This window comes from Marinomonas epiphytica (assembly GCF_054780655.1).
This window is the reverse complement of the sequence record NZ_BAAGVX010000038.1, coordinates 278,476-291,636: the sequence shown is the minus strand read 5'-3', so window position 1 is coordinate 291,636 and position 13,161 is coordinate 278,476. Positions and strand designations below refer to the sequence as shown.

Sequence of the window (13,161 nt, the reverse complement as noted above, 5' to 3'; positions counted from 1 at the left end):
AATAAATAAAAACTATATTTTTCAATTAATTAAAATTTTAAATTTTTTTAAATTTTTTTTGGCATGACCTTTGTATTACCTAACTTAGATCACAGTGTGTTCACACTCTGGCACACAACAACAATAACAAAAATAGGTAATCAACATGTCTTTAACGCTGCAGAACGTGTCGCGCGTTGTGGATGGCGAAACTTGGATTGATGAGATAAACCTGTCTCTTGAACCAGGTTCGTTCAACGTATTGCTGGGCAGAACCCTGTCAGGCAAGACCACCTTGATGCGACTCATGGCCGGCTTAGATCGACCAACCTCTGGCAAAATACTCATGAACGGAGTGGATGTAACAAGTGTTGCTGTACGTGAACGCAATATCTCTATGGTTTATCAACAGTTCATTAATTACCCAAATTTAACCGTTTATGAAAATATTGCCTCCCCTTTGCGCCTTGCAAAGATGGAGGAGAGTGAGATTGATCGCCGGGTAAGAGAAACCGCACAAATGTTGCGTATTGAGCCTTTCCTAGATCGCCTCCCCCTACAGCTCTCTGGTGGACAACAACAACGTACTGCCATGGCTCGCGCCCTTGTTAAGGATTCACAAATAATTTTGTTTGACGAGCCCTTAGTTAACCTAGATTACAAACTCAGAGAAGAGCTGCGCCAAGAACTAAGAGCCCTTTTCAAAGCACGTAATTGCATTGCAATTTACGCGACCACTGAACCCAATGAAGCGCTTGCTCTAGGCGGGAATACAGCAGTATTACACGAAGGCAAGCTACTGCAGATGGGGCCAACCGCAGAGGTCTACCACCAACCCAAAGACATCATCACCGCCGAAATGTTTTCTGAGCCGCCAATCAATGTCGTGCCTGGACGAGTCAACGAAGAAGAAGTCACTTTTGACGATACCGTTCATTTTCGCTTAAACAATGATTTACGCAGTCTAGCGCCAGGCGAGTACCAGTTCGGCGTGCGAGCCTCTCATATTGGTTTAGTCCCGCATTCTGATGATGACCTAGAGCTATCAGTTAGAGTCGACCTTGCTGAAATTAGTGGCTCAGAGACCTTTTTACACGTACACAACCCTCATTTTGATCTAGTGCTTCACCTTTCTGGTGTTCACGCTTATCAAGTGGATCAGGAAATTAAGGTCTATTTTCCTACACATAAACTGTATGCCTTTGATCAGCAGGGCAAGATGGTTCACTCACCAGCACGCATGAGGGAGCAATAACCATGGCAGAGATTACCCTAAACGCATTAGCCCACACTTATTCTGACAATCCAACCAAACCGGAAGACTATGCGATTCGAGAAATGAGTCATGTTTGGAAGCAAGGCGGTGCCTTTGCTTTACTTGGCCCTTCTGGCTGTGGCAAGTCCACTTTGCTTAATATTATTTCAGGCTTACTGGAACCCTCTGATGGCGAAGTGCTATTTGATGGTAAGCGTGTTAACGAACTTAAGCCTGAAGAGCGCAACATTGCCCAAGTATTTCAGTTTCCTGTTGTGTACGACACCATGACCGTATTTGACAACCTTGCTTTTCCCTTAAGAAATATTGGAGTTCCAGAATACAAGGTCAAGTCAAAAGTTCATGAAGTGGCCGAAATTCTAGAGCTCTCGGATCAGCTTAAGCGCAAAGCGAAAGGGCTTTCTGCTGACCAGAAACAAAAAGTTTCTATGGGGCGCGGACTAGTACGTGATGACGTGTCAGCCATTTTATTCGATGAACCCTTAACCGTCATTGACCCACAACTAAAATGGAAACTGCGCCGTAAACTCAAGCAAATCCACGAGCAATTTAATATTACCATGGTCTATGTAACCCATGACCAATTAGAAGCGTCTACCTTTGCCGACAAAATTGCCGTTATGTACAACGGCCAAATTGTACAGTTTGGCACTCCCAGAGAACTTTTTGAAAACCCTGCCCATACCTTTGTTGGCTACTTTATTGGTAGCCCTGGCATGAACTTTTTTGAGGCTGAACTAAGTGACCAACTTCGCTTTGGAGATAAGGTCATCAACACTAGCGAGGCTATGTTGCAACGCCTAAAAGGTATGGCTGCAGGCAAGGTTACCGTGGGTATCCGCCCTGAATTTGTTCATGTGTGGGACGGCAAAAGCGATGATGCCTTCCCTGTTGAAGTAGATTATGTCGAAGACCTAGGAACATACAAAATACTGTCTTTTCTCTTCAATGGCGTACCAATGAAAGCTCGTCTCAGTGAAGACCAAACCGTACCAACCGGCCAGGTCTACGTTAGCTTCCCAGAACAATGGACCAAAATTTACGTTGATGAGTATCTAGTTGATATCGCACCCATCAGTGAGTCGCTCACTGAACAGGAGGTTTCTCATGCAAACTAAAGTAGAAAACAACAAGGCTTGGTTTCTTGTTTTACCCGTTTTTTTGATCGTGGCATTCTCAGCCATTATTCCTTTAATGACCGTGGTTAATTATTCGGTTCAGGACATTTTTGACCCTTACACTCGCTATTTTGTGGGGACTGAATGGTTCAAACAAGTCATGCTGGATAGCCGCTTGCACGAAGCTTTGCTGCGCCAGTTTTTGTATTCCTTTACCGTCCTAGCTATTGAGGTCCCCTTAGGAATTTGTGTGGCTCTTATGATGCCGACCAAAGGTCGTGGGGCTTCTCTCGCCCTAATTTTGGTGGCCATTCCTCTGCTCATTCCTTGGAACGTGGTCGGTACTATTTGGCAAATCTTTGGCCGTGCTGATATTGGGTTATTTGGAGCAATGATGAGCGGCTTAGGTATTGATTATAACTACGCTTCTAACCCTACTGACGCTTGGTTTACGGTGGTGTTAATGGACGTTTGGCATTGGACTCCATTGGTTGCTCTATTGTGCTACTCGGGCTTAAGAGCCATTCCTGAAGTCTACTACCAAGCGGCGCGTATTGATCAAGCGTCTCGTTGGGCTGTGTTCCGATACATTCAACTTCCCAAACTGACCAATGTCTTAATCATTGGCGTGCTATTACGATTCATGGACTCTTTCATGATCTATACCGAGCCTTTCGTCTTAACCGGCGGTGGTCCAGGCAGTTCTACTACCTTTTTGAGTCAATCATTGGTACAGCAAGCTATCGGTCAATTTGACCTTGGCCCAGCGGCCGCATTCTCGCTGGTGTACTTCCTAATCATTCTATTGGTGTGTTGGGTGTTCTACACCACCATCATGAATATGCAAAAAGACAAATAGGAGCAAATCATGACTCAAGCATCAACCACTACCCGAGCAAATTCGCCTTCTGCGTCACAAGCGCCGGTTCACAGTGTGGCCGAGCGAAAAGCCCGTAATGCCACCCTGCGTGGACGCATTGGCCTAACCATGTATTTAGTACTTTTGCTATTGCCCATTTACTGGCTAATTAACATGTCATTCAAAACCAATACGGAAATTTTGAGTGGTTTGTCCTTCTTCCCAGCGAACTTCACGTTAGAAAATTATGCCAAGATCTTTGGTGATCCCACTTGGTATATGGGCTATGTAAACTCTATTTTATACGTCTCTATGAACATGGTGATCAGCTTGCTGGTTGCGCTGCCAGCTGCTTACGCTTTTAGCCGTTATAAGTTTATTGGCGATAAGCACATGTTCTTTTGGCTACTGTCAAATCGCATGGCACCACCAGCGGTATTCTTATTGCCTTTCTTCCAACTCTATTCCTCAGTGGGCCTTTTTGATACGCACATTGCGGTCGCCCTCGCACACTGTCTATTCAATGTGCCACTAGCTGTATGGATCTTAGAAGGTTTTATGAGTGGCGTGCCCAGAGAGATCGATGAAACGGCTTACATTGATGGTTATAGCTTTCCCAAGTTTTTTGTGCGCATCTTCATTCCTTTGATCCGCTCAGGTATTGGTGTAACGGCTTTCTTCTGCTTCATGTTCTCTTGGGTTGAGCTCTTGTTGGCTCGAACTCTGACCTCAGTTGAAGCCAAACCTATCGCCGCCATCATGACTCGAACAGTGTCTGCATCTGGAATGGATTGGGGGTTACTCGCCGCAGCGGGGGTACTCACCATTATTCCAGGTATGTTGGTTATTTATTTTGTTCGTAATCACGTAGCTAAGGGCTTCGCCCTTGGTCGAGTATAAGGAGAAGCATCATGGCTTGGATGTCTTGGACCCTACCGACTGCAATGTTCTTCATCACCATTGCAGCCATTTTAGTCGCCATGACCGCATGGCAAATTTTGTCACCTTGTGTTGAGCGTCGTGGTTTTTTGCCACTTGCAACCACAAGGGGCGACAGACTGTTTATTGGCCTGCTTAGCAGTGCCTTTATCCACCTCGCATTTGTCGCGCTAACAAGTGCGGATATCGCGGTGGCCACAGCTCTTTGCGCAGTATGGATGATCATCTTGATGCGTTGGGGCTAGTCTCAGCGTCCCTAATCACTAGGAACGATGGAAACTCTGGCAGGACGCCAATTACTATTAAACTTTGTTGAGGTATATATGCACTACAATAAGAAAAAAATTGCACTCGCCGCTCTACCTTTTGCCGTAATGATGCATTCAGCATCGCTTTGGGCAGACGCTTATTCGGATGCAGCACAAAAGTGGGTAGATAACGAGTTCACTGTGTCAACGCTTACTAAAGAGCAACAACTAGGTGAATTACAATGGTTTACTGAGGCTGCGGAGAAGTTTCGCGGTATGGAAATCAACGTCGCTTCTGAAACATTAACAACTCACAAATATGAGTCACAAGTTTTAGCTAAAGCTTTTGAAGAGATTACTGGCATTAAAGTTAACCATGATCTGATCCAGGAAGGCGATGTAGTTGAAAAACTGCAAACCCAAATGCAATCGGGTCGAAACATCTACGACGCCTATGTCAACGATTCCGACCTTATTGGTACTCACGTACGTTATGGTAAGGTTGTCCCTATCTCTGAAATGATGAAAGGTGATGCGAAGAACTACACCTTACCAACCTTAGACCTAGAAGACTTCATCGGCCTTGACTTTACCACAGGACCAGACGGCAAGTTATACCAACTACCAACTCAACAATTCGCTAACCTATACTGGTTCCGTGCAGATTGGTTTGAGCGTCCTGACCTGAAAGAGAAGTTCAAGTCTATTTATGGTTATGACCTTGGAGTGCCTGTTAACTGGTCTGCTTATGAGGATATTGCTGAGTTCTTCACTGATAAAGTGAAAAGCATCGATGGCGAACCCGTTTACGGCCACATGGACTATGGTAAAAAAGACCCTTCTCTAGGCTGGCGCTTCACCGATGCTTGGTTCTCAATGGCAGGCGCGGGTGATAAGGGCATTCCGAACGGTCTTCCTGTTGACGAATGGGGCATTCGTGTAGAAAACTGTCATCCTGTTGGCTCCAGCGTTTCTCGCGGTGGCGCGACTAATGGACCAGCGGCGGTTTATGCAACCACTAAATATGTGGACTGGCTACGTAAGTATGCGCCGCCAGAAGCTCAAGGTATGACCTTCTCTGAGTCAGGCCCTGTTCCTGCTCAAGGTGGCGTCGCTCAACAAATCTTCTGGTACACCGCTTTTACCGCTGATATGACAAAAGAAGGTTTAGCCGTAGTTAACCCTGATGGCTCACCAAAATGGCGTATGGCACCATCGCCAGTAGGGCCTTACTGGGAAGAAGGTATGAAGAAAGGTTATCAAGACGTAGGTGCATGGACTTTCATGAACTCCACACCTGACGACCGTCGCCTTGCTTCTTGGCTATACGCGCAGTTTACGACGTCAAAAACCGTTTCTTTGAAGAAAACTCTGGTTGGCTTAACCCCTATTCGTGAATCAGACATTAATTCTCCTGAAATGGCAGAGGCAGCACCTAAGTTAGGTGGTTTAGTGGAGTTCTATAAAGGGCCTGCACGTAAAGAGTGGTCGCCAACCGGTACTAACGTTCCTGACTACCCAAAACTGGCTCAACTTTGGTGGCAGTACATTTCACAAGCAGCAAGTGGTGAAGCAACGCCACAAGAGGCTTTGAATGGACTAGCAGCAGCTCAAGATAAAGTTATGACACGTCTTGAACGCGCTAAAGTACAGGATGTATGTGGTCCAAAGCTTAACGAGCCAAGAGACGAAGCATACTGGCTAGCACAGCCTGGCGCACCAAAAGCCAAACTGGCAAATGAAAAACCACAAGGGGTAACGGTTTCTTACGAGGAGTTACTACGCTCTTGGGAGTAAGCCTTACTCTGTTTTCATCTCCCAATTTTGACCGGCTTAGGCCGGTCTTCTTTTTCTACCCATAAATCTTTACAGAAACCTGCAATTACACTTTTTTGTAAAAGATTTTTAAACAACGCACAAAATTGTATCTGACCTAGGATTTCTCTTTCGAAAGCCTGCATAATGCACTCGGAAACACCGCAACTTCTTGCTTTACAATACATAGGAGGCACTCCATGTCCTTTAACAAAACACCCATCGCAATTTTAACTAGTTTGGCTATTGCGGGTGTATCTAGCCAAGCTCTAGCTCAACCTGAAGAAGGCTTCACTCTGACGCCAAGCATTGGTTACTACAACATGGACAACAAGCGCGGTGTAGATAATGAAACCGCTTTATCTATTGGCCTTGGCTACCAGTTTAACTCTCCTTGGGCTGTAGAGTTTGTTTACCTTAAAGCCGATAGCAATACCTTAGCTAGTGGTGCTGATGTTGATGTGGACCAACTACGCTTAGATGCACTTTATCATTTAGCGGATCGTAACGGTGTGACTCCTTACCTAGCGGCAGGAGTTGGTTCAACGGATTTTAGTAGTCCTATCAACCTAGACAACACCCAGCTAAATGCCGGTGGCGGATTAAAATACGCCCTAAACGACTCCGTTGCTTTACGAGCTGATTTTCGCCTATTAAAAGACACAGAAGATCACCACCTAGATAACCTAACCACACTTGGCTTGCAAATTTCCTTTGGTAACAAGTCTACTCCTACGCAAGAAGTAGAAGAAGTTGTTGAAGAAGCACCCGTTGTTGCGCAAGTGGTTGAAGAACCGCAAGTGGACTCTGATGGTGACGGCGTATTCGATAGCCAAGATCAATGTTTATCAACCCCAGCAGGTGCCAGCGTTGATGCGACAGGCTGTGAGCTAGATGGTGATAAAGACGGTGTCGTAGATCGTTTGGATCAATGTTTAACGACCCCAATGGGCGTTGCAGTGGATGCCAAAGGCTGCGCCCTTGATGGTGACAATGACGGTGTAGCTGACTATAAAGATCAATGTCTTACAACCGCAGCTGGTGCCAAAGTTAATGAACTTGGCTGTTATGAAACTCTATCGAGCACTCGCACTGTAAGCTTAGATGTGCAATTCGCCAACAATTCAGACCGCGTTGAAACAGAGTATTATGCTCAAATTGCTGAAGTAGCAACCTTCCTAACCGAATACCCTGAAACCAATGTGGTTATTGAAGGCCACACGGACGATCGTGGTTCAGAAGCCTACAACCAGCAACTTTCTGAAAAACGTGCAACAGCCATTGCAAATGTTCTTATGGACGAATTCGATATTGCTGCAGAGCGTGTATCTGCAATCGGTTACGGTGAGTCACAACCTAAAGTCAGCAATGATACAGCTGAAAACCGTAACATCAATCGCCGTGTAGTAGCTGTTGTGTCTGCTACAGTCGAAGAAGCGGCTCAATAAAAATAAGAAAACTCGCTTCAAACGAAAGGCTATGTCTCGGCATTGAGACATAGCCTTTTTTTAACTTAAATAATCCTCTACCCCGTGGGCTGCATAACGTCCAGTAGCAAAACAAGCGGTGAGTAAATACCCTCCTGTAGGAGCTTCCCAATCTAACATCTCACCAGCGCAAAAGACCCCTGGCATGGCTTTTAACATGAGATTTTCATCAAAACTATCCTCACATACGCCACCAGCACTAGAAATCACTTCATCAATTTCTTTAGCTCGGTAAAAGGTAACGGGGAGGCTTTTCAGCTGTTTAGCCAGAGTTTCTGGATTGGCTAAATCATCCGTATCACACACCTCTCGCAATAGCGCGGCTTTTACCCCGCTAATATTGACTGTTCGCTTCAAGTATTTACTAAAAGACTCTTTGCTTTTTCGTTTAGCCAACTTTGTATGAATGGTATCTAGATCCCACTGGGGCAATAAGTCTATCGTTAACTCGGCTTGTCCAGCTTGTTCTATTTGTTCTCGTAAATATTTGGAAAAAGCATAAACAAGACTACCTTCCAAGCCATCCTGAGTTAAGATGCATTCCCCTTTTTTACTTATTACTGAGCCATTTTGCTCTGTTAGCCTAAAGGCAATACCTTTAAGCGGCGCACCAGCAAAGCGCTCTTTTAAAAAATCACTCCAGTGACTATAGAACCCGCAATTGGCACTTTTTAATGGGGAGACTGCCACGCCACTCTGTAATAACTCCTGCTGCCAACTACCGTCAGCACCGAGTTTCGGCCAACTAGCTCCACCTAACGCCAGAACAATAGCATCAGCATAAGCTGAGACCTGCTCTTCGTTGTGAATAAATTGAACTTCGCCCGTGTTAACCCGGTGCATTTTATGGCGCATATGAAACACCACACCCATCTCACGTAAACGCTTTAGCCAACTTCGCAGTAAGGGGGCGGCTTTCATGTCAGTAGGGAAAATTCGGCCAGAACTGCCAACAAAGGTCTGTACGCCTAAGCTGTGTATCCATGAACACACAGCCTGATTATCAAAACCTTGCAACATCGGGGTCAGCCATTGGGCTTTATCGTAATATCGCCTAATAAAATCCTCAAAGCCTTCCGAGTGAGTAATATTCATACCGCCCACACCGGCTAATAAGAACTTTCGACAGGCACTGGGCTTGGCGTCGTAAACATGCACTTGGTGCCCTTGTTCAGCAATACGTTCTGCCGCCATGAGACCCGCAGGCCCAGCACCAACGACGATGACTTTCTTTTGCATAATTAGGCTACCAAGATGAAAAGGCGCATTTTAATGAAGAATCGTTCTTAGGCCAACTCCAGCCTAAAAAGTAAGCTCACTCTGTCCTGAGATAGCTGCGATAATAGGCGAGCTACTTTGCTACATAGCAATGACAACATTGCGAATTTACGTTACCAAAAAGCTATGTTCTAATTCTCTACATTTAACCACACAATTAAGCACTAGGAAAACACATGAAGCATCCATGGTTGGCGAGCATGAAAAACCTTTGGTTTGAACGAGGCGCATATGTATCAGAAAAGGCTAGGGGATACATCACCTCTGATTTCAATCCCGAAACAGTAAAAAAAGTCGCCATTATTCGCCATGCGGCCCTTGGAGACCAAGTCATTCTACGCCCTTTTCTAGTGGAAGCGCGTAAATTTTTTCCTAACGCCGAGCTTACTCTAGTGGGAGTTTCGCACTATCAATACGGTATGCCTACAGACCTGGTTGACCACACTCACATTATGTTAGGTAAGGACGGCAAAGCTAAGCCTAGTTTCAAAGCTAAAGTAGCAAATATTAAAGAGCTGGGTGAGCAAGATATTATTTTTGATTTAGCAAGCACAAACCGCTCATACTGGATGATGCTACTCTCCAAGGCCAAGCTGAAAGTAGGATTCCCTTATCACGCTTTACTTAGAGGAACTTTATACAACTTGTGCGTGCTTCGTTCAGACTTCCAAGCGGAAGTAGAAACCCTATTAGATATGCTCAGAGTGTTAGGTCACAATCCACCAAGACGTTTGGACTTCGCTTACCCAGATCATCAGGAGCTTTGCGATAAAGAAAGTCCTTTCATCCTGTATTTTAATGGTGCTTCCCAGCTACGAAAAATCCTCACTAAAGATCAAATGCGCAATGTGATGGAGAAAAGCATTCGTGCTATGCCCCATGTTCGTCACATCTTTTTAGAAGGTAAAAACGACTTCGAAAAAGGTGACTATTTGGCAGATTTAGCAGAAAGCGCAGACAACTTTAGTATTCAGCCCTGTCTTGAGCTCGACAAACTGGTCACTCTCATTGCTCAATCTACCTTGTTGATAGCCCCTGATACAGGTGTACGCAATATTGGTATTTCAACTCACACCCCTACTGTTGGGATCTTTTTCTCTACTGTGCCATTTCGTTATACGCCGCGCTATGAAGATCACTTCATCGTGATGCGCCCTGATGCCACAACACCATCAACAGATGAAATCGTTGCAGGTATTGAAAACGCCCTAACCCATTGCACTCCATAATTTAAAAAAGATTTACACTATGAACTACAAACGCTTAGAAACTTTTGTTTGGGTAGCAACCTTAGGAAGCTTTCGTAAAGCCGCAGAGCGTTTGCACACGACCCAGCCCGCCATTTCTGCCCGAATTGCCGCCCTTGAGAGCGAATTGGGTGTGAAACTTTTTGAGCGAGATGGCGGCTCTAGTCCTATTATGCTGACTTCTAAAGGAAAAGAGCTTTTACCCTATGTAGAAAAAATTCTTTATCAAACAGAACAGTTAAAAAAACGTGCTGCCATTTCCTCTGCTTACTCGGGCGTGCTACGACTAGGCGTATCGGAAACCATTGTGCATACTTGGTTACCTGATTTCCTCGCTCGCATTCATAAAGAAATGCCTCATTTAGATGTAGAAATGACGGTCGATATTTCCACAGCGTTAGCAGAAGGATTAAAAGAACGAACCATAGACCTTGGCTTACTGATGGGCCCTGTGTCTGAACCCAACATCGTCAATAGAGAACTCTGTACCTTTCCGCTCTCTTGGGCTGCCAGCCCAGATATAGAGCTACCAGACCGGCTCCTATATTTAGAAGAGTTAGCCAAATGGCCAATTATCACTTACGCCAAAGCAACAGGCCCTTTTGTCGAAATTAATCAAAAATTGCGCGAGCTAGAAGGCCCCCCAGTACATTTTTTTGCTTCCACGTCTTTATCTGCGTGTCGCAGTTTGGCTATTGACGCCGTCGGTATTTCCACATTACCGAATGTCATTATCAGCAAGGAAATTGAACGAGGCCGTCTCAAAACCCTGCGCACCATTTGGACTCCTAGCCCTTTAAAATTCACGGCTTCCTACTCCAATGATCCTTTTAACCCTCTTGCTGAAGCGGTGGTAGACTTTGCAGTAGAAGCCGCGAAAGCGTTTGATGAACTCAGCGCTTGATCAATTTTTTTTATCAAATATGCAAAAAAAACACGATTAGACTTTTCACCTATTGAGCTACTACTCTTGAAAGTAAGAAATGTGGCAAGAATAAGGAAGCTCAACATGAGTCTATCGACCCCGACATTATTACAACAAACCTATGATCTGCGTCAGACCATTCGACGTAAAGAACATACTGGCCCTACCAGTGGTTTTGCTACTGGTGCTATGCAAGGTAACCTAGTTATTTTACCTGCTGAATGGGCAAATGAGTTTTTGTTATTCTGTCAGAAAAACCCTGTTCCTTGCCCACTCATCGGAGTTTCTGAAGTGGGACAATTTCAGCTACCCGAACTAGGTAAAGACATAGACATACGCCACGATGTTCCCGAGTACTACGTTTACCGAGATGGTGAGCGTGTTGAAAGCCGAACGGACATTGAAGATTTATGGCAGGACGATATGGTGGCCTTTGTATTAGGCTGCTCTTTTTCTTTTGAGCACGCTTTATCTCAAGCAGGGCTAACACCTCGTAACATCGAAGAAGGTGTAAATGTTTCCATGTTTGAAACCAACATTGCGACTAACCCTGTAGGGCGATTTTATGGAAATACTGTTGTGACTATGCGTCCGTATACGCCCAAAGACGCCATTCGAGCTATTCAAATCACCACGCGTTTTCCCAAAGCTCATGGTGCGCCTTTGCATTTTGGCAATCCAACAGAGATTGGGATCGATTCACTTACTCAACCAGATTTTGGTGATGCCGTTCCAGTGAAGGATGGCGAAGTTCCGGTATTTTGGGCCTGTGGTGTTACACCGCAAGTTGCGATTCGTAACGCTAAGCCACCTATTTGTATTACTCATGCGCCAGGTAAAATGTTAGTAACCGACCTAATGGATACTGATTTATCTGTGCTCTAATCAAATGGAATTGAGCCTGTTGCTTTACTGCGGCGCTTAGGCGACGTAATTGATATAACCCGAACGATAACGATTAAACTATAAAGATGAGGAAAACATTATGTTAAAGCTGACCAGCGCTTTATTAATTGGTGGCCTAGCGTCAACGACTGTATTAGCGGACAAGTGGCACATGCCGACGCCATACGGTGACGGTAACCTACAGACTCAAATTGCCTACGAATTTGCGCAAGAGATCAAAGATAAATCTGCAGCAGATTTAGACATTACTGTTCACTCTGGTGGCTCTTTGGTTAAGCACACTGAAATTCCACGTGCTGTGAAAACTGGCCAGGTGCAAATGGGTGAATTGTTCCTAGGCATCCTAGGTAATGAAAACCCTATCTATAAGCATGACAACATTCCTTTTCTTGCAACAACTTACGAAGATGCTCAGCGCCTATGGGAAGCTGCAAAACCTTCTGTAGCTAAGCAACTCGACAAAGATGGCATGATGCTACTGTACGCTGTAGCATGGCCAGCACAAAGCCTTTACAGTGAAAATGCAATCAATTCCCTTGCAGATATTAAAGGCGCTAAAATGCGCGCTTACAGCCCATCCACTTCTCGCTTAGCCGATTTAATGGGCACTACACCAACCACGATCCAAAACCCAGATATTCCTCAAGCCTTCAGCACTGGCATCATTCAAGCCATGGTAACGTCCCCTTCTACCGGTGTTGACAGCCAAGCCTGGGACTATGTGAATCACTTTACAGACATTCAAGCATGGATACCTAAGAACATTGTGATTGTAAATAAGCGCGCTTTTCGACGCTTAGACGCAGCTACTCAACAGATTGTTCTGGACGCTGCGAAAAATGCTGAAGCAAAAGGTTGGACAGGAGTTGCGGCTCGCGCTGCCAAAGACCGTGCTATTTTGATTGAAAATGGTATGACGGTTACTGACCCAAGTGCCGAGCTAGTCGCTGAACTAACTAAAATTGGTGAGACTATGGCCCAAGAATGGGAAGCTGAAGCTCCGAAAGAAGTGGGTGAAATCCTGTCTGCGTACCAAAACTAACTTTTATCCTGTTAAAGAGTTAAGTCCTCCTTTCATCGTCTA

12 protein-coding genes are annotated in these 13,161 nt (G+C 45.1%); 11 read left to right on the top strand and 1 reads right to left on the bottom strand.

The window, feature by feature from the left end; genetic code table 11:
- The first annotated feature begins 145 nt into the window (after positions 1 to 145).
- The 7 genes from ACYVGZ_RS13785 to ACYVGZ_RS13755 all read left to right on the top strand — a co-directional run bounded on the left by ACYVGZ_RS13785 (position 146) and on the right by ACYVGZ_RS13755 (position 7,682).
- Positions 146 to 1,234 carry an ABC transporter ATP-binding protein gene (locus ACYVGZ_RS13785; RefSeq protein WP_460756731.1) on the top strand — a complete coding sequence of 363 codons (1,089 nt, stop codon included), beginning with the start codon at positions 146 to 148 and terminating at the stop codon, positions 1,232 to 1,234.
- 2 nt (positions 1,235 to 1,236) lie between these two features.
- A complete protein-coding gene (locus ACYVGZ_RS13780; RefSeq protein ID WP_460756729.1) occupies positions 1,237 to 2,373 on the top strand; it encodes an ABC transporter ATP-binding protein in 1,137 nt (378 codons plus the stop codon).
- Positions 2,363 to 3,232, top strand: a complete 870-nt coding sequence (locus ACYVGZ_RS13775; RefSeq protein ID WP_460756726.1) for a carbohydrate ABC transporter permease — start codon at positions 2,363 to 2,365, stop codon at positions 3,230 to 3,232. Before ACYVGZ_RS13780 ends, ACYVGZ_RS13775 begins: the two co-directional genes overlap by 11 nt.
- Positions 3,233 to 3,241: 9 nt before the next feature.
- A complete protein-coding gene (locus tag ACYVGZ_RS13770; protein WP_460756724.1) occupies positions 3,242 to 4,132 on the top strand; it encodes a carbohydrate ABC transporter permease in 891 nt (296 codons plus the stop codon).
- 11 nt (positions 4,133 to 4,143) lie between these two features.
- The gene (locus tag ACYVGZ_RS13765) at positions 4,144 to 4,416 is read left to right on the top strand and encodes a DUF2160 domain-containing protein (RefSeq protein WP_460756721.1); all 273 of its coding nucleotides are present in this window, start codon (positions 4,144 to 4,146) and stop codon (positions 4,414 to 4,416) included.
- Between the two features lie 78 nt (positions 4,417 to 4,494).
- Positions 4,495 to 6,216 carry an ABC transporter substrate-binding protein gene (locus ACYVGZ_RS13760; RefSeq protein WP_460757073.1) on the top strand — a complete coding sequence of 574 codons (1,722 nt, stop codon included), beginning with the start codon at positions 4,495 to 4,497 and terminating at the stop codon, positions 6,214 to 6,216.
- A 218-nt stretch (positions 6,217 to 6,434) separates the two neighbouring features.
- Positions 6,435 to 7,682: an OmpA family protein gene (locus tag ACYVGZ_RS13755; protein WP_460756719.1), complete on the top strand. Its 1,248-nt coding sequence runs from the start codon at positions 6,435 to 6,437 to the stop codon at positions 7,680 to 7,682.
- Positions 7,683 to 7,742: 60 nt separating this feature from the next.
- Here the strand turns inward: ACYVGZ_RS13755 and ACYVGZ_RS13750 are convergent, their stop codons facing one another.
- Positions 7,743 to 8,960 (bottom strand): TIGR03862 family flavoprotein, encoded by a 1,218-nt coding sequence (locus ACYVGZ_RS13750; RefSeq protein ID WP_460756717.1) that lies wholly within the window; start codon positions 8,958 to 8,960, stop codon positions 7,743 to 7,745.
- Between the two features lie 215 nt (positions 8,961 to 9,175).
- Between ACYVGZ_RS13750 and ACYVGZ_RS13745 the strand changes: the two genes are divergently transcribed.
- The 4 genes from ACYVGZ_RS13745 to ACYVGZ_RS13730 all read left to right on the top strand — a co-directional run bounded on the left by ACYVGZ_RS13745 (position 9,176) and on the right by ACYVGZ_RS13730 (position 13,119).
- The gene (locus tag ACYVGZ_RS13745; RefSeq protein ID WP_460756714.1) at positions 9,176 to 10,228 is read left to right on the top strand and encodes a glycosyltransferase family 9 protein; all 1,053 of its coding nucleotides are present in this window, start codon (positions 9,176 to 9,178) and stop codon (positions 10,226 to 10,228) included.
- Positions 10,229 to 10,247: 19 nt separating this feature from the next.
- A complete protein-coding gene (locus ACYVGZ_RS13740; protein WP_460756711.1) occupies positions 10,248 to 11,150 on the top strand; it encodes a LysR family transcriptional regulator in 903 nt (300 codons plus the stop codon).
- A 105-nt stretch (positions 11,151 to 11,255) separates the two neighbouring features.
- The gene (locus ACYVGZ_RS13735) at positions 11,256 to 12,056 is read left to right on the top strand and encodes a putative hydro-lyase (protein WP_460756709.1); all 801 of its coding nucleotides are present in this window, start codon (positions 11,256 to 11,258) and stop codon (positions 12,054 to 12,056) included.
- A gap of 100 nt (positions 12,057 to 12,156) precedes the next feature.
- A complete protein-coding gene (locus ACYVGZ_RS13730; protein ID WP_460756707.1) occupies positions 12,157 to 13,119 on the top strand; it encodes a TRAP transporter substrate-binding protein in 963 nt (320 codons plus the stop codon).
- Positions 13,120 to 13,161 lie beyond the last annotated feature (42 nt).

Coding starts and splice junctions, on each gene's coding strand:
- ACYVGZ_RS13785 (WP_460756731.1), top strand. CDS start 146: ATGTCTTTAACGCTGCAGAACGTGTCGCGCGTTGTGGATGGCGAAACT.
- ACYVGZ_RS13780 (WP_460756729.1), top strand. CDS start 1,237: ATGGCAGAGATTACCCTAAACGCATTAGCCCACACTTATTCTGACAAT.
- ACYVGZ_RS13775 (WP_460756726.1), top strand. CDS start 2,363: ATGCAAACTAAAGTAGAAAACAACAAGGCTTGGTTTCTTGTTTTACCC.
- ACYVGZ_RS13770 (WP_460756724.1), top strand. CDS start 3,242: ATGACTCAAGCATCAACCACTACCCGAGCAAATTCGCCTTCTGCGTCA.
- ACYVGZ_RS13765 (WP_460756721.1), top strand. CDS start 4,144: ATGGCTTGGATGTCTTGGACCCTACCGACTGCAATGTTCTTCATCACC.
- ACYVGZ_RS13760 (WP_460757073.1), top strand. CDS start 4,495: ATGCACTACAATAAGAAAAAAATTGCACTCGCCGCTCTACCTTTTGCC.
- ACYVGZ_RS13755 (WP_460756719.1), top strand. CDS start 6,435: ATGTCCTTTAACAAAACACCCATCGCAATTTTAACTAGTTTGGCTATT.
- ACYVGZ_RS13750 (WP_460756717.1), bottom strand. CDS start 8,960: ATGCAAAAGAAAGTCATCGTCGTTGGTGCTGGGCCTGCGGGTCTCATG.
- ACYVGZ_RS13745 (WP_460756714.1), top strand. CDS start 9,176: ATGAAGCATCCATGGTTGGCGAGCATGAAAAACCTTTGGTTTGAACGA.
- ACYVGZ_RS13740 (WP_460756711.1), top strand. CDS start 10,248: ATGAACTACAAACGCTTAGAAACTTTTGTTTGGGTAGCAACCTTAGGA.
- ACYVGZ_RS13735 (WP_460756709.1), top strand. CDS start 11,256: ATGAGTCTATCGACCCCGACATTATTACAACAAACCTATGATCTGCGT.
- ACYVGZ_RS13730 (WP_460756707.1), top strand. CDS start 12,157: ATGTTAAAGCTGACCAGCGCTTTATTAATTGGTGGCCTAGCGTCAACG.